The 18390-nt window shown below is 66.0% G+C and carries 19 protein-coding genes; 8 read left to right on the plus strand and 11 right to left on the minus strand.

The annotated features are described in order from the left end of the window. Positions 1-2 precede the first annotated feature (2 nt). From aqpZ to gshB, 3 genes are all read right to left on the minus strand, one after another. A complete protein-coding gene (aqpZ, locus tag CA833_RS15755; RefSeq protein ID WP_207078588.1) occupies positions 3-701 on the minus strand; it encodes an aquaporin Z in 699 nt (232 codons plus the stop codon). Positions 702-814: 113 nt separating this feature from the next. Further along, positions 815-1414 carry a DedA family protein gene (locus CA833_RS15760; RefSeq protein ID WP_142633568.1) on the minus strand — a complete coding sequence of 200 codons (600 nt, stop codon included), beginning with the start codon at positions 1412-1414 and terminating at the stop codon, positions 815-817. Positions 1415-1450: 36 nt separating this feature from the next. Continuing rightward, on the minus strand, positions 1451-2437 hold the full coding sequence (gshB, locus tag CA833_RS15765) for a glutathione synthase (RefSeq protein ID WP_207078589.1): 987 nt from the start codon (positions 2435-2437) through the stop codon (positions 1451-1453). Positions 2438-2558: 121 nt separating this feature from the next. On the opposite strand from gshB, the gene CA833_RS15770 reads away from it, so the two are divergent. Next, positions 2559-2777: a hypothetical protein gene (locus tag CA833_RS15770; RefSeq protein ID WP_142633564.1), complete on the plus strand. Its 219-nt coding sequence runs from the start codon at positions 2559-2561 to the stop codon at positions 2775-2777. Positions 2778-2807: 30 nt separating this feature from the next. On the opposite strand, the gene CA833_RS15775 is transcribed toward CA833_RS15770, so the two are convergent. Both CA833_RS15775 and rsmI read right to left on the minus strand, forming a co-directional pair. Beyond that, positions 2808-3170 carry a YraN family protein gene (locus CA833_RS15775; RefSeq protein WP_207078590.1) on the minus strand — a complete coding sequence of 121 codons (363 nt, stop codon included), beginning with the start codon at positions 3168-3170 and terminating at the stop codon, positions 2808-2810. Next, entirely contained in the window at positions 3167-3994 is an 828-nt protein-coding gene (rsmI, locus tag CA833_RS15780) for a 16S rRNA (cytidine(1402)-2'-O)-methyltransferase (RefSeq protein WP_207080133.1), read from the minus strand. The genes CA833_RS15775 and rsmI overlap by 4 nt, the downstream gene beginning before the upstream one ends. 40 nt (positions 3995-4034) lie before the next feature. On the opposite strand from rsmI, the gene CA833_RS15785 reads away from it, so the two are divergent. Then, positions 4035-5213, plus strand: coding sequence for a penicillin-binding protein activator (locus CA833_RS15785; RefSeq protein ID WP_207078591.1), 1179 nt, complete (start codon positions 4035-4037; stop codon positions 5211-5213). Between the two features lie 133 nt (positions 5214-5346). Beyond that, a complete protein-coding gene (gene parE / locus CA833_RS15790; RefSeq protein WP_207078592.1) occupies positions 5347-7356 on the plus strand; it encodes a DNA topoisomerase IV subunit B in 2010 nt (669 codons plus the stop codon). A gap of 25 nt (positions 7357-7381) precedes the next feature. On the opposite strand, the gene CA833_RS15795 is transcribed toward parE, so the two are convergent. The 3 genes from CA833_RS15795 to CA833_RS15805 form a co-directional block, all read right to left on the minus strand. Further along, positions 7382-8032 (minus strand): hypothetical protein, encoded by a 651-nt coding sequence (locus tag CA833_RS15795; RefSeq protein WP_207078593.1) that lies wholly within the window; start codon positions 8030-8032, stop codon positions 7382-7384. A gap of 457 nt (positions 8033-8489) precedes the next feature. Continuing rightward, the gene (locus CA833_RS15800; RefSeq protein ID WP_242526138.1) at positions 8490-9209 is read right to left on the minus strand and encodes an NYN domain-containing protein; all 720 of its coding nucleotides are present in this window, start codon (positions 9207-9209) and stop codon (positions 8490-8492) included. 1 nt (position 9210) lies between these two features. Beyond that, a complete protein-coding gene (locus tag CA833_RS15805) occupies positions 9211-10422 on the minus strand; it encodes a glycosyltransferase family 87 protein (protein WP_242526396.1) in 1212 nt (403 codons plus the stop codon). 145 nt (positions 10423-10567) lie between these two features. Here CA833_RS15805 and CA833_RS15810 point away from each other — a divergent pair, with 145 nt between their 5' ends. Together CA833_RS15810 and CA833_RS15815 are read left to right on the plus strand one after the other, a co-directional pair. Further along, positions 10568-11413 carry a MoxR family ATPase gene (locus CA833_RS15810; protein ID WP_142633543.1) on the plus strand — a complete coding sequence of 282 codons (846 nt, stop codon included), beginning with the start codon at positions 10568-10570 and terminating at the stop codon, positions 11411-11413. 4 nt (positions 11414-11417) lie between these two features. Beyond that, positions 11418-11852, plus strand: a complete 435-nt coding sequence (locus CA833_RS15815) for a GFA family protein (RefSeq protein WP_207078595.1) — start codon at positions 11418-11420, stop codon at positions 11850-11852. A 61-nt stretch (positions 11853-11913) separates the two neighbouring features. Here CA833_RS15815 and CA833_RS15820 read toward each other — a convergent pair whose 3' ends face one another. Next, complete coding sequence (locus tag CA833_RS15820; protein WP_242526139.1) at positions 11914-13062, minus strand: aspartyl/asparaginyl beta-hydroxylase domain-containing protein; 1149 nt, start codon at positions 13060-13062, stop codon at positions 11914-11916. A 167-nt stretch (positions 13063-13229) separates the two neighbouring features. Here CA833_RS15820 and CA833_RS15825 point away from each other — a divergent pair, with 167 nt between their 5' ends. Both CA833_RS15825 and CA833_RS15830 read left to right on the plus strand, forming a co-directional pair. After that, positions 13230-14411: a VWA domain-containing protein gene (locus CA833_RS15825; RefSeq protein ID WP_207078596.1), complete on the plus strand. Its 1182-nt coding sequence runs from the start codon at positions 13230-13232 to the stop codon at positions 14409-14411. 197 nt (positions 14412-14608) lie between these two features. Further along, positions 14609-15169 carry an outer membrane beta-barrel protein gene (locus CA833_RS15830; protein ID WP_207078597.1) on the plus strand — a complete coding sequence of 187 codons (561 nt, stop codon included), beginning with the start codon at positions 14609-14611 and terminating at the stop codon, positions 15167-15169. A gap of 56 nt (positions 15170-15225) precedes the next feature. On the opposite strand, the gene CA833_RS15835 is transcribed toward CA833_RS15830, so the two are convergent. Together CA833_RS15835 and CA833_RS15840 are read right to left on the minus strand one after the other, a co-directional pair. Beyond that, entirely contained in the window at positions 15226-16425 is a 1200-nt protein-coding gene (locus tag CA833_RS15835; RefSeq protein WP_207078598.1) for an exo-beta-N-acetylmuramidase NamZ domain-containing protein, read from the minus strand. Further along, positions 16422-16958, minus strand: a complete 537-nt coding sequence (locus CA833_RS15840) for a DOMON-like domain-containing protein (protein WP_207078599.1) — start codon at positions 16956-16958, stop codon at positions 16422-16424. The genes CA833_RS15835 and CA833_RS15840 overlap by 4 nt, the downstream gene beginning before the upstream one ends. Before the next feature lie 145 nt (positions 16959-17103). Here CA833_RS15840 and tyrS point away from each other — a divergent pair, with 145 nt between their 5' ends. Further along, on the plus strand, positions 17104-18333 hold the full coding sequence (gene tyrS / locus CA833_RS15845; RefSeq protein WP_142633531.1) for a tyrosine--tRNA ligase: 1230 nt from the start codon (positions 17104-17106) through the stop codon (positions 18331-18333). Positions 18334-18390: the final 57 nt, after the last annotated feature.

The raw sequence follows: 18390 nt of genomic DNA on the forward strand, positions 1-18390 counted from the left end.
TGTCAGATCGCGCCTTCCTCGCCCGCCAGCAGGAAGCGCCAGATCGCGGCGCCGATGGCAGCCCCGATCAGCGGCGCAACCCAGAAGGCCCAGAGCTGGGAAAGCGCCGCCGTCTCGGCGAACAGCGCCACGCCGGTCGAGCGCGCGGGGTTCACCGAGGTGTTGGTGACCGGGATCGACACGAGGTGGATCAGCGTCAGGCAAAGGCCGATGGCGAGCGGGCCGAAACCGGCCGGCGCGCTCTTCGAGGTCGATCCGAGGATCACCACGATGAACCCGGCGGTCAGGATCATCTCGATCAGCAGCGCCGCATGCAGCGAATAGGCGCCGGGAGAAAGCGGACCATACCCGTTGGTGGCAAAGCCGCCGGGTTCCCAGCCCGCCTTGCCCGAAGCGATGGAATAGAGCGCCGCCGCCGCGACGATCGCACCGATCACTTGCGCGATCCAGTAGGGGAGGAGGTCCTTCCAGTCGAGCCGGCCGCCCACCGCCATGCCCAGCGACACCGCCGGATTGAAATGCCCCCCGGAAATCGAGCCCACCGCATAGGCCATGGTCACGACCGTGAGGCCAAAGGCCAGCGCCACGCCGGCAAAGCCGATACCCAGTTCAGGAAAACCCGCTGCAAGAACGGCTGCACCGCAGCCTCCGAAAACAAGCCAGAACGTACCGAAAAATTCAGCGGCCAATCGCTTGGACATGACGTCTGCTCCCCTGTGGTTGCGGGGAAAGACTACGTCACAATGCGTAGACTGAATAGGCGAGATTTATTCCAAGACGATAGCGCGGCTCGATTTTCTGGAGCGAAGTAAATCTAGCGCGTGGACTTCCACGTGAGCACCCGCCAGAAGTACCAGGCCATCGTGATTGCTGCGAGTGCGAGGGTTGCCCAGCCGATCCACTGTCCCGCTTCGGTGAAGCGGTGCCCCAGCCACTGCCCGCCCATCAGCAAAAGCGTGTTCCACACTGCTGCCCCCGCCGCCGTATAGAGCAGGAACGGCACGTGCCGCATGTGCGAAAGCCCCGCCGGAACCGAAATCAGCGTCCGGAACATCGGCATGAAGCGCATGACAAACACGATCCAGTGGCCATGACGGCGGAAAAACCGCCCGGCGCGCTCGACATCGTGCCACTCCATCGTCAGCCAGCGCCCCCAGCGGTCGACCAGCGGTTCCATGCGCTCGTAGCCGAGGCGATCGGCAATCAGGAACAGGATGTAGTTGCCCAGCGTGCAGCCCGCGGTGCCCGCCAGCAGCACTGGCGCAAAGCTCATCGTGCCGCGCGCAAGGGCGACCCCGGCCACACCCATGATGAGCTCGGAAGGGATCGGCGGCACCAGGTTTTCCAGCACCATTAGCAAGGCGATGCCCCAGTAGCCGCCGCCCTCGATCAGGCGGATGACCCAATCATCCATGTCGGAAATTCCAAGGAACTACAGAGCAGCGCGCCGTTACATGGCGGCGTGGCGGACCGCGATGGCATCCCAGATCATCGCGCAGGTATCGCTGCCATTGAAACGGTCGATGGCGACGATGCCGGTGGGCGAAGTCACATTGATTTCCGTCAGCCATTTTCCGCCAATCACGTCGATGCCGACAAAAACCAGCCCGCGCGCCTTCAGTTCCGGCCCCATCGCCGCGCAGATCGCCAATTCGGTCGAAGTGAGCTCGGTCGCCTCGGCGGAACCGCCGACGGCAAGGTTCGAGCGGAACTCGCCCGCGCCCGGCTTGCGGTTGATCGCCCCCGCCACCACGCCGTCGACCAGCACGATGCGCTTGTCGCCCTCGGCGACGTCGGGAAGGAACGGCTGGACCATGAAGGGTTCGACCCAGGCGTTCTGGAACATCTCGACCAGCGCCCCGAGATTGCTGCCGTCGGCAGGCACGCGGAACACCGCCTTGCCGCCATTGCCGTGCAGCGGCTTGACGACAAGATCACCGCCGAGGCCGGCCGCGACCTGCCGTTCCTGGAAGGCGCGCACGTCCTCGATCCGGCGGGCGATGAGTGTGGGCGGCATGAAGCGCGCGAAATCGAGCACGAAGACCTTTTCCGGCGCATTGCGCACCGAGGCGGGATCGTTGGCGACCAGCGTCTGCCCGGCCAGCCGTTCCAGCAAGTGAGTCGCGGTGATGTAGCCAAGGTCGAACGGCGGATCCTGCCGCATCAGCACCACGTCGACATCGGCGACAAGGTCGATCAGCCGGTACTCGCCGCGGGTGAAGTGCGCGCCCTCGACACGCTGCACCGTCACCGGCGCGCCCCAGCAGGTAAGCCGCCCGGCCGCGCCGTAGGACGCGTCGTAGGCCAGGGTGCGCACGTCATAATGGAACAGCGTGTAACCGCGCGCCTGGGCGGCAAGCATGAGGGCGAAGGACGAATCGCCCGCGATGTTGATCGTCTCGAGCGGGTCCATCTGGACGGCGATGCGCAGGGTCATGAATCACTGTTCCTTGGGGGGATTGCGGAACCGCCGGTTAATCGGAATCGGCGACGTGCGCGACTAGTTTCGCATCCGCCGCGGGAAAGCCCCCGCGATATCTCGAAACAGGATGGTCTTCATGCACAATTCCCCCTTGAGCCAAGCCAACCCGTTCAAACTGGCCGCAGTCCTTGCGGCAGGGGCGACGATGCTGGTTTTCGGCAGCGTGGTCGCCGCCGCCAACCCCGAGCCGCATCCCACCGGCCATCCCGCTGACCACCCGACCTCGCACCCCACCACGCATCCGGGCGAGCACCCGTCCCCGGCGCCCAGCGAACACCCCAAGCCGCACGGCTGAGCCTGGGCGGCCTGACCAGACCCCCCGCTGTCATCCGCCGGGCTGCCAGGCATTGGTGATCCGGCGGGGCCAGCACCCCGGCGCCAGCAGCAGGACATCAATCCTGAGGTTGTCGCCGGGTTTCTGGTATCGCGCCGCCAGCACTTGCGCCGCCGCCGCCACCCGGCGCAGGCGATAGGCGTCGATCGCATGCCCCAGATCCTCGGCCCGCGAACGCCACTTCACTTCCACGAAGCAGAGTGTCCGCCCGCGCCGGACCACCAGGTCGACCTCGCCCCGCACCGTCTTCGCGCGCCGCGCCAGAACGCGCCAACCGCTTAGCCGCAAGTACCACAACGCAAGCGTCTCACCCCGCCGCCCCTGCCGCTCCGCATGGACGCGCCGATCGCTCACTTCAGTTCCAGCGCCCGCGCATAGAGCATCTTGCGATCGAGCCCGGTCGCCTTGGCCACGCTGGCCGCAGCCTGCGAGGGCTTGGCCTGCTCCAGCGCGCTGCGCAGCAGGGCATCCACATCGACCTCGCCCAGCGGTTCGTCTCCCGGCGGCGCCACCAGCAACACGATCTCGCCCTTGGGCGGATGAGCGGCGTAATGCGCGATCAGGTCCTGCGGGGTGCCGCTGCGGCATTCCTCGAACTTCTTCGTCAGTTCGCGCGCCACCGCCACTTCGCGGCCCGGCAGCACCGAATCGATAGTCTGCAGCGAATCCTCCAGCCTCGGCGCGGTTTCGTAGAAGATCAGCGTCGCGGGGACCTTGGCCAGATCCGCAAGCACACCCTCGCGCGCCCTCGCCTTGTTGGGGAGGAACCCGGCAAACAGGAAACGGTCGTTGGGCAGACCCGAGAGCGTCATCGCCATGACCGCGGCATTGGCTCCGGGCAGGCTGGTGACGGCGATCCCGCGCTCGCGCGCGGTGCGCACCAGACGGTAGCCGGGGTCCGAAATCAGCGGGGTTCCGGCATCGCTGACCAATGCCACCGGCTCGCTCTCCATCAGCGCCAGCAGACGCTCGCGGTCACCCTCGCCGGCATGGTCGTCGTAGCGAATCATCCGTTGCTTGATGCCGAGATGATGCAGGAGTTTGCCGGTCACCCGGGTATCCTCGCAGGCAACCGCACTGACGCCCCGCAGCGTCTCGACCGCCCGCAAGGTTATGTCCCCGAGGTTGCCAATCGGGGTTGCGACTATGTAGAGGCCCGGTGAAAGACTGTTTTCCATCATCGGCCTAATGGCCCAAGGACCACGGGAGCGGCAAGCAATGTTCGACACGACCCTCATCGGGCGTACCCATCGGCGCAACTTCCTTGCCGGAGCCGCCATGGCCCTGCTCGCCGGCTGCGCGGTCGTTCCCAAGGCCCCTGCCCCCGGACCGGCCCCGACGCCGACACCGAGCGAGAACAATGTCGTTGCCACCGACACCGACCGCCACCGCATCGCGCTGCTGGTTCCGGTCACCGGCCCGAACGCGGGCGTTGGGCAGGCGCTGGCCAATGCCGCGAACATGGCGCTGCTCGATACCGGCGCCAAGAACCTGCGCATCACCACTTACGACACCGGCACCAACCCCAGCGAGGCCGCACGCAAGGCCGTGGCGGACGGCAACAAGCTGATCCTCGGCCCGCTGCTGGCGGACGACATCGGCGCGGTCCGCGCCGTCGCCAAGCCTGCCAGGGTGCCGCTCATCTCGTTCTCGAACGACGAGGAAGCCGCCGGAGCCGACGTGTTCGTGATCGGCAACCTGCCCGGCCAGTCGGTCGCCCGCACGGTGGCCTATGCCCGCCAGCAGGGCGTCTCGAGCTTTGCCGCCCTTGTCCCGCGCGGCGACTACGGCCAGCGCGTCAGTGCATCGCTGCTTTCGACCGTGCGCGCCAGCGGCGGCACCGTGCTGGCGATGGAGCCCTATGACCGCACCGCCGCCTCGATCAGCGCAGCGGCCACCCGCATCAAGGCCAAGGGCGGCTACGACGCGCTGCTGATCGCCGACAGCGGCAGCCTCTCGGCCCGCGCCGCCACCGCCTACCGTGCGGGCGGCGGCACCACTTCGGTCCGCCTGCTGGGAACCGAGCTGTGGAGCGGCGAAAAGGAGCTGGCAGCCTCGCCGTCGCTGAACGGCGCGTGGTTCTCCACCGTTTCGGACGCGCGCTTCGGCCAGTTCTCCAAGAGCTACCGCGCCCGCTTCGGCGTGCAGCCCTTCCGCATCGCCACGCTCGGCTACGACGCGGTTCTGCTCACCTTGCGCGTCGCGCGTGACTGGAAGCAGGGCGCCGCGTTCCCGACGGCGGCGATGTTCGCGCAGGACGGCTTCCTCGGTGTCGACGGCGCTTTCCGCTTCAACCGCAACGGCCTGATCGAGCGCGCGCTGGAAGTGCGCACCGTCTCTGCCGGCGCGGTGAAGGTGATCGACGCCGCACCGACCGGCTTCGCCACGGGCAAATAACGGGACAGATGGGGCGTCCGGAGCGGCGCCCCATCCCTTTTGTTCTCTTTTTCTTCCACTTTTCCCCAATCGCTGCGAAAAATCGGGCATGCACGCTTGATCGCGGATTTTCCGCCTGCCTATAGTCGCAGCCATGTCCGACGACCTCTTCGAAAAGCTCCCCTCCGCGGGCGGTGAAACCTACGACGGTTCGGCCATCGAAGTGCTGGAGGGGCTTGAGCCCGTCCGCCGCCGTCCGGGCATGTACATCGGCGGCACGGACGAGCGCGCGCTGCACCACCTCGCCGCCGAAGTGCTCGACAACGCGATGGACGAAGCCGTCGCGGGCCACGCCAACCGCATCGAGGTGACGCTGGAAGAGGAACCGGGCACTGCCGGACGCCTTACCATCACCGACAACGGCCGCGGCATCCCGGTCGACGAGCATCCCAAATATCCGGGCAAGTCGGCCCTCGAAGTGATCCTTTCCACCCTGCACTCGGGCGGCAAGTTTTCCGGCAAGGCCTATGCCACCTCGGGCGGTCTCCACGGTGTCGGCATCTCGGTGGTCAACGCCCTTTCGGTGAAGACCCGCGTGGAAGTCGCCCGCAACAAGGAACTCTTCGCCCAGGAATTTTCGCGCGGGGTAACGCTGGGGCCATTGCAGAAAGTCGGCGCCGCGCCCAACCGCCGGGGCACCGCCGTCACCTTCACGCCCGATACCGAGATCTTCGGCGACCAGAAGTTCAAGCCCGCGCGCCTGTTCAAACTGGTGCGCTCGAAGGCCTACCTCTTCGCCGGTGTCGAGATCCGCTGGAAGTGCGCGCCCGCACTCGCGGTGGACGGCATTCCCGCCGAGGCGACCTTCCAGTTCCCCGGCGGCCTTGCCGACCACCTTGCCGAGCAGATCGGCAGCCGCGAATGCGTGACCACGCAGTTCTTCTCCGGCAGCCAGGAATTCCCGCGCGGCGAGGACGGCTCCGAACAGGGCCGCGTCGAATGGGCGATCGCCTGGCCGCTCTACTCGGACGGCTCCTATTCCTGGTACTGCAACACCATTCCCACGCCCGACGGCGGCACCCACGAGCAGGGCTTGCGCGGCGCGCTGACCAAAGGCATCCGCGTCTTTGCCGACCTGGTCGGGCAGGCCAAGAAGGCAAAGGACATCACCCCGGACGACGTGGTGACCGGCAGCGAAGTCATGCTTTCGGTCTTCATCCGCGATCCGCAGTTCCAGAGCCAGACCAAGGACCGCCTGACCAGCCCCGAAGCCGCGCGCATGGTGGAAGCGGCGGTGCGCGATCACTTCGACCACTTCCTGACCGACAACATGGAGCGCGGCAAGGCGCTGCTCGGCGCGGTCATGGAGCGCATGGACGAGCGCCTGCGCCGCAAGGCCGAGCGCGAGGTCAAGCGCAAGACCGCCACCAACGCCAAGAAGCTGCGCCTGCCCGGCAAGCTCACCGATTGCTCGGGCGAAACGGATGCCGAGACCGAACTCTTCATCGTCGAGGGCGATTCGGCAGGCGGTTCGGCCAAGCAGGCGCGTGACCGCAAGACGCAGGCGATCCTGCCGATCCGCGGCAAGATCCTCAACGTCGCCAGCGCCACGGCGGACAAGATCCGCGCCAATCAGGAAATCGCCGACCTCGGCCTCGCGCTCGGCTGCGGCACCCGCAAGGACTGCAACGCCGACGACCTGCGCTACGACCGCGTGGTCATCATGACCGACGCCGACGTCGACGGAGCGCACATCGCCACGCTGTTGATGACGTTCTTTTTCCAGGAAATGCCGGAAATCGTGCGGCGCGGGCACCTCTACCTCGCCCAGCCCCCGCTCTACCGCCTGACTTCGGGCTCGACGTCGGCCTATGCCCGCGACGACGAGCACCGCGCCGAATTGGAACAGACGATGTTCAAGGGCAAGAAGGTCGAAGTCGGCCGCTTCAAGGGTCTGGGCGAGATGAACCCCCAGCAACTGCGCGAGACGACGATGGCCCCGGCGAGCCGCTCGCTGATCCGCATCACCCTGCCGCCCGAATACGAAGGCCGCGCGGCGGTGAAGGACCTCGTCGACCGCCTGATGGGCCGCAATCCCGAACACCGCTTCCAGTTCATCCAGAACCGCGCGGGCGAGATCGATCCCGAACTGATCGACGCCTGAGGCGCCGATCAGTCCGATGTGATTCTTACTGGGCGCCGGAAGACGCTGCCGGCGCTACGGGCGTAGCCGCCACCGGGATTGGCGCGGGCGCGGAAGTCGCAGTGAAGGTCACATCCTCGTCGAGGAATCCCTTGACCGGGGAGCCCGTCGCGATGAACGCGCTGGTTCCAGTGGTCAGGAACCCGGCAATCGGCACGAAGGCGATGGCCGCAACAACGCCGCCCGTGCCGGTAACACCCTTGTCGTCGAACGTGCCGGTCACGCGGATATTGCGATCGCCGAGACGGATCGACACGACACGCGCGCCGATATAGCCCGACTTGCCCCACATGCCCTTGTTGCGCACTTCGGTGATCTCGCCGATCGCCGGCGTGCCTGCCGGGATCACGACCATGCCATTACGCTCGATGTTGGCGGCAACTTCCATCTGGAAACGCTGGCCGACCTTCAGCTTCTTGCCCTTGGTCGTCAGTTCCTCACGCGTGAGCAGCGGAACCTCAAGGCCTGCGCGCAGGATGTTGTCCTGCGGCTGCGCGACCATCACGGCAACCTGCTTTTCGGCTGGAGCCACCGCCGGATTCACCCCCGGAGTCACGGCTGCCTCCTGTTGCTGTGCCTGACCCGCAGCAGCAACCGACACCAGCAGGCAGAAGCCCGCGGCATACTTCAATTTCATGCTAATTCCCCCTGTGAGGCAAGAATACCTCAAGGGCGAGATTAGAATTTCCGGGCAACCACTGTCAAACCCAATACGCTGTTCGAAAAAGTTAAAACCATGACAGCAACGGTTACTCGCCGGTTTGGAATCGGCCTGAAGACTGCCCAAGGAGCGCGGTTTTTCCGCCCTCTGGACTAGGCGGCGTAGACAAATTCCTCGAGGTCACGACCGGAGGCAAAACCCGTCAATTCAAGGAGGCGAGGCGCAGGACTATGTCGATAGTTCCAGCCGAACCGACGCCGAAGTGGCGGGTTTTGGTCCGGCCCCTTCGGGGTAGCCCCCATGTGCCCCCCGGCAGCGTTGCACGGCCTTGAAAGAGAACCACTCTTCCCGCGTCCGCGCGCCTAGCCGGGGGGCAAATGGGGGCTATCGTGACCTCGAGGAATCTGTCCACGCCGCCTAGGCTGGCGGGTTCCTAGCGCATCCGCTTGAGGAACAGCCCGCTCTCACGCTTCTCGGTGGCGAAGTTGGGCAGGGTCTGCACCAGTTCCGACAACCGCGAGAACCCATAGCTGCGCGCATCGAAGCTCGATCGGTTGGCCACCCGCTGGCCGACTTCGGACAGGCTGGCGAACCCGCCCTCGTCACGCTTGCTGGCCTTCCACGCCTCGCCGATCAGTTTCACGAGGTCGGCATCGAGGGGCGGCGGGGCCGACGACGGCGCCGCGTTGTCGTCGGCATCGGCGTCGGGCAGCGTATCGAGGTCGATGAAACGGGTACAGGCCTCGCGGAACGCCTCCGGCGTGCGGCTTGTGCCGAAACCGTAGACCGGCGTGCCGTTCTGGCGGATCCGGATGGCGAGCGGCATGAAATCGCTGTCGCTGGTCATCAGGCCAAAACCGTCGATATGGCCGCCGTAAAGCAGGTCCATCGCATCGATGGTCATCTTCATGTCGGTGGCGTTCTTGCCCTTGGTCACGTCGAACTGCTGCTGCGGCTCCAGCGCATGGCGCAGCACCAGCTTCGACCAGCCTTTCAGCGAGACCTTGCTCCAGTTGCCGTAGACCCGCCGGACATTGACCGAACCCAGGTCGCCCAGAATGGTCAGCGCCGCCTCCAGATTGGCGGGCGAGGCATTGTCGGCATCGATCAACAGCGCGATATTGCGCGCGGCGCGCGGCTTGGCTGCGGGCACTTCAGGCTCCTTCCGGTTGGGGCTGATCCTCGCAATGCGCGGCGGGGCGCAAGGTTGCCCGGCGCCAGACTATGGCGAAAAAGGCCAGCAACACCAGCGGCATGATCGGAACAGACAGGTTCAATGCCAGGGGCCTGGCAAAGGCCGTGGCCACGAAGGCGAGCAGCAGCACCAGCTTTTCGTAAGGCAGGAACCCGCCCCGCAGCCCCTCTCCCGTGAGCCAGAGCATCGGGAAGGCCAGCAGCACCATGTCGTAGTCGAGCACGAACGGCGTTGCGAGCGGCGCTCCCGCCAGAACCAGCGCCGCCAGCCCCGGCCGCCACCCTTTGCGCCAGCCATGGGTCACGACCAGCGCCGCGACCATTGCCGCCACCAGCGCCTGCACCGCATAGGCAGCCACGCTCGCCGTCCCCAGCAGGCGCAGCGCCGCAAATACGCTTGTCATCTTGCCAAAACCCACGGCGCCATCAGCCATCGCGATCTGTGCACGCGCGCTCGCGTCCAACCACTCTACCCAGAGCTGCGGGCCGAACGCCCAGGCCGACAGTCCCGCCAGCAGCAGCGCGGTGGACGCGGCCACCAGCACCACCTTCCATTCGCGCGAGGCGATGAGCGCCAGCGGCACCAGCACGCCGAACTGCGGCTTGACCGTCGCGAGGCCGAGGCACAGGCCTGCCAGCACGGGCTGGCGGCGAACCAGCAGCAGCCCCGTTCCCAGCAAGGCAGCGAGCAGCCACGAGGTCTGCCCATGGGTCACCACGATCACCATCGCCGGATAGGCCAGAAGCGGCAGCCACAGCGGCATGCCGAGGCGCGCCAGTACCGGCAGTTCACGCCACCAGACCCGCACCGCCGCCACATAGAGCGCGCCTGTCGCCAGCAGCCATGCCGCCAGTGCCGGGAAATAGCCCAGCCAGCCGAGTGGCCAGCACAGCGCCAGGAACGAGGGCGGATAGAAAAACGCGGTGTAACCGCTCGCCGAGGCAAAAAAGGTGCGCTGCGCCGCAATATGCGCCGCCGCGTCATACGGGTCGGCGCCGGAGATCAGCATCCGCCCCGTGGTCCAGAAACTGATGAAGTCGCTGCCCAGCAGGAACCCATTGGCGTCCACCCCGCCGTGCGAGGTCGCCAGCAGCCAGATCACCATCGCCGCATTGAGCAGGGCGAGCAGGCGCAGGTAGCCCCGCACCCGGCCCGCGCCCAGCCAGTTCATTTCACGCAAGATAAGCAGCCCCAATTTTGCGACTGCTTGCAACGCCCCGGCGGCGAAGTCCATGCCTTCGATAAGACCCGCGCCAGATCGCTTGCCATGCGGCGAGGCAAAACCTACCCATCAAGCGATCAACTAAGGATGGATGATGCAGCGTTTCGAAGGCACCGGCAGTTACGTCGCCACGGACGACCTCAAGGTCGCGGTCAATGCGGCCGTGCTGCTGCGCCGTCCGCTGCTGGTGAAAGGCGAGCCGGGCACCGGCAAGACCGTGCTGGCCGAACAGATCGCCGCCTCGCTCGGCGCCCCGCTGATCACCTGGAACGTCAAGTCCACCACCAAGGCGCATCAGGGCCTTTACGAGTACGACGCGGTCGGTCGCCTGCGCGACGGCCAGCTCGGCGATGCCCGGGTCCATGACATCAACAACTACATCCGCCGCGGCAAGCTGTGGGAAGCCTTCACCTCCCCGCGCCTTCCGGTGCTGCTGATCGACGAGATCGACAAGGCCGACATCGAGTTCCCCAACGACCTCCTTGCCGAACTCGATCGCATGGCCTTCGACGTCTACGAGACGGGCGAGCACGTCGCCGCCGCCGAACGCCCGATCGTCGTCATCACCTCGAACAACGAGAAGGACCTGCCCGACGCCTTCCTGCGCCGCTGCTTCTTCCACTACATCAAGTTCCCCGACCGCGAGACAATGCAGGCCATCGTCGACGTGCATTTCCCGGGCATCCAGAAGACGCTGGTCACCCGCGCGATGGAGATCTTCTACGAACTGCGCGAAGTGCCCGGGCTCAAGAAAAAGCCCTCCACCAGCGAATTGCTCGACTGGCTGAAGCTGCTGCTGGCCGAGGACATGCCGCTCGACGTGTTGCAGAACCAGGATGCCGCCAAGGCGATCCCGCCGCTCCACGGGGCCTTGCTCAAGAACGAACAGGACGTCATGCTGTTCGAAAGGCTCGCCTTCATGGCGCGCCGGGGGAACTGACACGATGACCGCACCCTATTCCGGGGGCTGCGTCTGCGGCGCCGTCACGCTCGCGATCGCGGGCGAACCGGTCGCCACGCGCCAGTGCTGGTGCCGCCAGTGCCAGCAGCTTGCCGCCGGCGGCCCCACCAACAACGCGATCTTCAAGGTCGAGGACGTCGCCATCGACGGCGATCTTGCCGCCTCGGCATGGCAGGCCGCCAGCGGCAACAGGCTGACCTTCCACTTCTGCCCCCGATGCGGCACCCAGATCTTTGCGCAGAGTTCGGCCCGCCCGCACCTCAAGACCATGCGCCTCGGCGCGCTCGATGCCGGACACGGCCTCAAGCCCGACGCCGTGATCTGGACCGAGGACGCACCGCAATGGGCAATGATCGACCCCGCGCTGGAGCAGTGGCCGCGCCAGCCCCCGCCGCCGCCCGGTGTCGATCCCCGGTAGGGTTGGCCCCAGCAAGACCAGCGTCGCCGAGCGCCGGACGGGTGCCCCACACCCTTTCAGGTCAGGCGTCGTAGGCCGAGATATACTCGAACATCACGGTCAGGGCGGCGCGATCCTGCTCGCTGATCTCCGGACGCCAGATCTCGAAAAGCAGAACGACGCGGTCGTCCTCGCCGCGGTTCCATGCCTCATGCTCGATGCTGTCGTCGAAGATCAGCAACTTGCCCGGCTCCCACGAACGCACCTCGTTGCCCACGCGCAGGCTGCACCCCGGCGGCACCACCAAGGGCAAATGGCAGATCAGGCGGGTATTGAGGAACCCGGTGTGCGCGGGGATATGCATGCCGGGCTTGAGCCGCGAAAACAGTGCCATCGGCGAACGACCGGCGATGCGCGGGATCGGCGCAGCTTCCAGTGCCGCCATCGTGCGCGGGCAGCGCTCGGCCTGCCGCGCCACCGGCTCGCCGCCGCGCCAGAGATACAGGGCGCCCCAGCGCGGATCGCCCAGCATGGCATTGGCCTTGGGAGGCCGTCCGGGTTCGGATTCGACATAAGGCCGGAAACCATCGTCCTCGCCCAGCACGCCCTCCAGTTCCGCGCGAATGACCTCGCTTTGCGCCTCCAGCGCGGGAACCCAGTCGAAGGCCTCGCGCTCGTAGAACTGGTTCTGCGGCAGGCCGGGGAAATAGAAGCTCTGCGGCTGCTGGACAAAGACCTGCTTGCGCCCGGTCAGGATGTCGAGCGCCTCGGCGATCCTCGGGCTCATCGCCGCGCCGCGAATGCCTTCCTGCTCCAGCCGCCCGCGCAGTTCTTCCTCGTAACGCGAAGCGAAGCCGGAAATAGCCTCGCTGGCACGCTGGAGCGCACCTTGCAGGCCCTGCGGCACGTTCGGCGTCCGGGCGGCGGTGTCGAGCGCTGCCTGATAGAATGCCGTGGCGGCCCGGCTGTCGCCGATCTGGCCATGCGCCTCCCCCTTGAGCAGGAGCGCGCCGATATGGCGCGGGTCGGCTGCCAGCACCCTGTCGAGCACCGCATCCGCCTGGCGCGGGTCTCCCGCGAAGAGAAAGGCCTGCGCCGCCGACAGCAGCGGCGGATCGGGAAGCTGCATCAGCGGCTCCAGCGCCGCAAGCGCTGCCGGGCCGTCCCGGCGCTGCAGCGCGCGGACGGCATCTTCACGAAGGCGGGCGATCTGATTCGGGGTAAGTTGCACGGTGCGATCTATAAAGCTTCGCGGCGCCCTCTCAATCGTCCGCCGGTCATCGGGCAGGCGTTTCCCACCCGCCGCGCGATAGGCTATGCGATGGGCATGAACGCTTGCCCGGCCCCTGCCCGCCTCGTTGCTTCCCTGTGCCGTTCGGTCGACCGGCGAGAGCTGCCATGCTGCTGAACTTCGTCGAGGAACTGCGCGCCGCGGGCATCGGCGCCTCGCTCAAGGAACACTTGGTGCTACTCGAAGCGCTCGACCGGGAGGTGATCGAGCGCACGCCCGAGGCGTTCTACTACCTCAGCCGGGCGACCTTCGTGAAGGACGAAGGCCTGCTCGACCGCTTCGACCAGGTGTTCCAGAAGGTCTTCAAGGGCGTGCTGACCGACTATGGCCAGCAGCCGGTGGACATTCCCGAGGACTGGCTGCGCAAGGTGGCGGAGCGCTACTTCTCGCAGGAGGAGATGGAGCAGGTCCGGTCGCTGGGTTCCTGGGACGAGATCATGGAGACGCTGAAGAAGCGTCTGGAGGAGCAGGAAAAGCGCCATTCCGGCGGCAACAAGTGGATCGGCACCAACGGCACCTCGCCCTTCGGCCATTCGGGCTACAATCCCGAGGGCATCCGCATCGGCGGTGAAGGCAAACACGGCCGCGCGATCAAGGTCTGGGAAAAGCGCGAATTCGCCAATCTCGACAACACCCGCGAACTCGGCACCCGCAATATCAAGGTGGCGCTGCGGCGCCTGCGCCGGTTTGCCCGCGAAGGCGCGGCCGAGGAACTCGACCTCGACGAGACGATCCGGGGCACCGCCAAGCAGGGCTGGCTCGACGTGGTCATGCGTCCCGAACGCCACAATGCCGTAAAAGTGCTGCTGTTCCTCGATGTCGGCGGCTCGATGGATCCGTACATCGCGATGATGGAAGACCTGTTCAGCGCCGCCAGCGCCGAGTTCAAGAACATGGAGTTCTTCTACTTCCACAACTGCCTTTACGAAGGCGTCTGGAAGGACAACCGCCGCCGCTGGTCGCAGCGCACCCCGACCTGGGACCTGCTCCACAAGTTCGGGCACGACTACAAGGTGATCTTCGTGGGCGACGCGGCGATGAGCCCTTACGAAGTCAGCCATCCCGGCGGCTCGGTCGAGCACATGAACGAGGAGGCCGGCGCCGTCTGGCTGCAGCGCGTTACGCAGACGTATCCGGCCACCGTGTGGCTCAATCCCACGCCGGAGAACCAGTGGGGCTATTCCGGCTCCACCCGCATGATCCGCGAACTGATGGGCGGGGCGATGTTCCCGCTCACGCTCGACGGGCTCGACGCGGCGATGCGGGAGTTGTCGCGCAAGAAGGCGTGACGCTCAGCCTTTCGCGTCGACGCCAAACAATGCGGTGACGCTATCGGCGGATTTCAAAAAAGTAACCGCCATTGCCGATTGAGAACGTCCACCCCCTTCGTTAAGGGCGCTCCATTCGGGTGCGCAGAACCAAATCATAACAACACTGTATCGAATGAATGGAGAAGCGGGTGCGCTTTCTCCAATAGGGGGAATTTATGCATTTCATCAAGTACGGCCTCATCTCCGCAGCCCTTCTGGCCCAGCCGGCGCTCGCCGACGAAGCCAGGCTTTCCGGGCTGCGCGTCGAAGCCCGCGTCGGTCTGGAAACCCCGACCGTCAGCGACGACGACGTCTACAAGCTGGGGCAGTCGGTCTCGATTGGCGGCGAGATCGGTTATGACATTCCGGTCAGCACGAAAGTCACCGTCGGTCCCTTCGTGAACTACGACTATGCCCGCTCGAAGGACTGCGCGAGCGGCTACTGCCTGGGTTCGGACGGCAACCTGGCCGCAGGCGGCCGCATCGGCCTCAACCTCGGCTCCGCCCTCCAGCTTTACGGCAAGCTCGGCTACGACCGCATGAAGCTTAAGGCGACCTACGCAGGCGAATCCGGCACCGAAACGCTCGACGGCGTCATGGGCGGCATCGGTCTCGACTACAATCTGTCGAGCAAGGCCTATGTCGGCGTGGAGATCAACTACGCCGATCTCGGCAGCTTTGAAGGCATCAACTTCCAGCGCCGCCATGCCGTGCTCACCGGCGGCATCCGCTTCTAAGCAGCGGCGGCATCCTCAGGGCTTCGCCGAAACGGCGAAGCCCTGAGGCATCCTGTTCAGCGATAGAGCAGCAGATCGGCGACTTCGGCCGTCCACGCGGTTTCGTCCGCACCGGCCGCCGCCTCCAGATCACCGGGCAGCGCATCGGGATTGTCGACCCACTCCCGCAGCCCCGGACCGCCGTTGATGACGTCGATCGCAAGCCGCGTGAACTCGTACTCATACGGGAAATCCCGCCAGATCGGATAGTCGGGATAGAGGCGCCGGATCGCCTTGAACGCCAGTGCCTGAAGCCGCCAGGGCCGGAAGGCGTGGTGATCGTAGAACGGGCCCTCGGCATGAATCATCAGGCCGCTGCACAGGCTCTTCGCATGCTTGTGGAACGTCGGTTCGAACCAGCACTCGCGCAAGGCGCAGCCTTCCAGCCACTCGGGCGCAAAGCGCTGCATCTCGGCCAGAACCGCCTTGGCGTCGAGGTCGGGCGCGCCGAACAGCACTTCGAGCGGGCGCGTGGTGCCGCGTCCTTCCGAAACCGTCGCCCCCTCGATCATCACCGTCCCGGCATAAGCCCGCGCCATGTTGAGATTGGCGGCATTGGGGCTGGGATTGATCCACACCCGGTCGAGCGGCCAGCCGAATCCGGGGCCTTCCGGCTCCCAGCCGTCCATCGCGATCACCCGGTAATCGACGTCGAGCTTGAAGTGACGGATGAACCAGTGGCCCATCTCGCCCAGCGTCAGGCCGTGGCGCATCGGCATCGGTCCGGCACCGACAAAGCTCTCCTGCCCCGGCAGCAGCGTCAGCCCTTCGACCGGACGACCGGCGGGATTGGGACGGTCCAGCACCCAGACGCTCTTGCCCTGTTCCTGCGCCGCTTCCAGCAGATAGAGCAGCGTGGTGACAAACGTGTAGATGCGGCAGCCCAGGTCCTGGAGGTCGAACAGGAACACGTCGGCACTGGCCATCATCGCCGCGCTGGGGCGGCGCACTTCGCCATAGAGGCTGTAGACGGGGATGCCATAGGTCGGGTCCAGCTCGTCCGCCGTCTCGACCATGTTGTCCTGCTTGTCGCCCTTGAGGCCGTGCTGGGGGCCGAAGGCGCTTGTCACGTTCACCCCCGCCGCGATCAGCGCGTCAAGCGAATGGACGAGGTCCTCCGTCACCGAAGCGGGATGGGCGACAAGCGCGACGCGGCGCCCTTCGAGGGGCTTGCGCAGTTCAGGGTCCGCCAGCAGGCGATCGATACCGAATTTCATGACGCGGTGGGTGCCGCAAGCGCCTGCGTGAAGCAAGCCGGATCATGGAAGTCAGGCGCCTCGCCGCTGTGGGAAAGCGCCCAGAAGCTGCGCACGCCGCCCTCTTCCTCGATCACGGCCGTGAAGCCCATGCCGAGCGGCAGGTCCGGCAGGCCGGCGGCGGGAATGGCGGCATCGAAGATGGCGATGTCGGAGCCCTTGCGCATCGTGCATTCGGGTTCGCGCGGCATCGGCCGCGCGCTCATGCCCTCCCGGCGCGCGGTAAAGTCATAAGCGTTCCAGCGCTCGGACGGCGAGAGGTTGATCTCGACATAAGGCTCCGCGCCGGGCGCCTGGAGGAACAGCTCGAAACAGGTGGTGTTCCAGAGCCCGTCGGCCCGGCCCTTGCCCGCAAAGGCGGGAACCACCAGCTTGCCCGCACCCAGGATCCGCCAGCGCACACGCAGCCAGCTCTGGTCGAGGCCGATCACGCGGGCCTCCATCGAACGGACAAGGACGGGCGGATGGGCGGGGTGGCAGATCAGGTCGGACATGGCCCCTGCGTAGAGCCGCGCGGGTCATGCTGGCAATCCGGACCGCTTCGGTTTCGGTCGGATATCACCACGAACGCGACCAATTGCTTCATATCCTGCGCCCCCCATGCTAGGCGCCCCGCTCCCATAAACAAGAAGCACGGTCATGACCTACAAATCTTCCCTGCTCCGCGTCCTCGAAGAACGCGGCTACATCCACCAGACGACGGATGCCGAGGGCCTCGACGCTCTCGCAGAGAAGCAGGTCGTGCCGGGCTACATCGGCTTCGACGCGACCGCCGCGTCGCTGCACATCGGCAGTCTCGTGCAGATCATGATGCTGCGCCGCCTCCAGCAGACCGGCCACAAGCCGATCGTGCTGATGGGCGGCGGCACCACCCGCATCGGCGACCCGACCGGGCGCGACGAAAGCCGCAAGATGCTGTCCGACGAGACGATCGAGACCAACATCAAGGGCATCTTCTCGATCTTCTCGCGCCTGCTGAAGTTCGGCGACGGCCCGACCGACGCGGTCATGGTGAACAACCAGGACTGGCTGGGCCAGCTCGGCTATATCCAGCTGCTCCAGGAAGTGGGCACGCACTTCACGGTCAACCGCATGCTCTCGTTCGATTCGGTCAAGCTGCGCCTCGAGCGCGAGCAGCCGATGACCTTCCTCGAATTCAACTACATGATCCTGCAGGGCTACGACTTCCGCCACCTCTGCAAGGAGAAGCAGGTGCGCCTGCAGATGGGCGGCTCCGACCAGTGGGGCAACATCGTCAACGGCATCGAACTGACCCGCCGCATGGACGGCAAGGAAGTGTTCGGCCTGACCACACCGCTGCTCACCACCGCGGACGGCGCCAAGATGGGCAAGAGCGCCTCCGGCGCGGTCTGGCTCAACGAGGAGATGCTGCCGAGCTATGACTTCTGGCAGTACTGGCGCAATTGCGACGACCGCGACGTCGGCAAGTTCCTGCGCCTGTTCACCGACCTGCCGCTGGACGAGATCGCCCGACTCGAAGCGCTTGAAGGCGCCGCGATCAATGATGCCAAGGTCGTTCTGGCCAACGAAGTGACCCGGCTGTGCCGCGGCGAGGATGCTGCCGTCGCCGCCGAAGCCACCGCAAGGGCAACGTTCGCGGGCGGCGGCCTCGGTCAGGACCTGCCGACGCTCGACGTCACCGGCGAAGGCGTTCGCCTCGGCGCGGCGCTCACCGAACTCGGCTTCACCGCCTCCAACGGCGAGGCCAAGCGCAAGATCGGTGAAGGCGCCGTGAAACTGGACGATGTCACCATGGACGATCCCGGCTTCCTGATCGAAGTGGCTTCCGGCGAAACCCGAAAGCTGAGCCTGGGCAAGAAGAAGCACGCGATCCTGCGCGGCGCCTGAAAGAGCCGCATCAATGCATTACTTCCGGCAGGCGGCAAAATCCTGCCGGAAGTTTAC

This window comes from Novosphingobium sp. KA1 (assembly GCF_017309955.1).
GTDB lineage: Bacteria > Pseudomonadota > Alphaproteobacteria > Sphingomonadales > Sphingomonadaceae > Novosphingobium.

Excerpts from the sequence above, each read along its gene's own strand:
- aqpZ (WP_207078588.1), bottom strand. The coding sequence starts at position 701 with ATGTCCAAGCGATTGGCCGCTGAATTTTTCGGTACGTTCTGGCTTGTT.
- CA833_RS15760 (WP_142633568.1), bottom strand. The coding sequence starts at position 1,414 with ATGGATGATTGGGTCATCCGCCTGATCGAGGGCGGCGGCTACTGGGGC.
- gshB (WP_207078589.1), bottom strand. The coding sequence starts at position 2,437 with ATGACCCTGCGCATCGCCGTCCAGATGGACCCGCTCGAGACGATCAAC.
- CA833_RS15770 (WP_142633564.1), top strand. The coding sequence starts at position 2,559 with ATGCACAATTCCCCCTTGAGCCAAGCCAACCCGTTCAAACTGGCCGCA.
- rsmI (WP_207080133.1), bottom strand. The coding sequence starts at position 3,994 with ATGGAAAACAGTCTTTCACCGGGCCTCTACATAGTCGCAACCCCGATT.
- CA833_RS15785 (WP_207078591.1), top strand. The coding sequence starts at position 4,035 with ATGTTCGACACGACCCTCATCGGGCGTACCCATCGGCGCAACTTCCTT.
- parE (WP_207078592.1), top strand. The coding sequence starts at position 5,347 with ATGTCCGACGACCTCTTCGAAAAGCTCCCCTCCGCGGGCGGTGAAACC.
- CA833_RS15795 (WP_207078593.1), bottom strand. The coding sequence starts at position 8,032 with ATGAAATTGAAGTATGCCGCGGGCTTCTGCCTGCTGGTGTCGGTTGCT.
- CA833_RS15805 (WP_242526396.1), bottom strand. The coding sequence starts at position 10,422 with ATGAACTGGCTGGGCGCGGGCCGGGTGCGGGGCTACCTGCGCCTGCTC.
- CA833_RS15810 (WP_142633543.1), top strand. The coding sequence starts at position 10,568 with ATGCAGCGTTTCGAAGGCACCGGCAGTTACGTCGCCACGGACGACCTC.
- CA833_RS15815 (WP_207078595.1), top strand. The coding sequence starts at position 11,418 with ATGACCGCACCCTATTCCGGGGGCTGCGTCTGCGGCGCCGTCACGCTC.
- CA833_RS15825 (WP_207078596.1), top strand. The coding sequence starts at position 13,230 with ATGCTGCTGAACTTCGTCGAGGAACTGCGCGCCGCGGGCATCGGCGCC.
- CA833_RS15830 (WP_207078597.1), top strand. The coding sequence starts at position 14,609 with ATGCATTTCATCAAGTACGGCCTCATCTCCGCAGCCCTTCTGGCCCAG.
- CA833_RS15835 (WP_207078598.1), bottom strand. The coding sequence starts at position 16,425 with ATGAAATTCGGTATCGATCGCCTGCTGGCGGACCCTGAACTGCGCAAG.
- CA833_RS15840 (WP_207078599.1), bottom strand. The coding sequence starts at position 16,958 with ATGTCCGACCTGATCTGCCACCCCGCCCATCCGCCCGTCCTTGTCCGT.
- tyrS (WP_142633531.1), top strand. The coding sequence starts at position 17,104 with ATGACCTACAAATCTTCCCTGCTCCGCGTCCTCGAAGAACGCGGCTAC.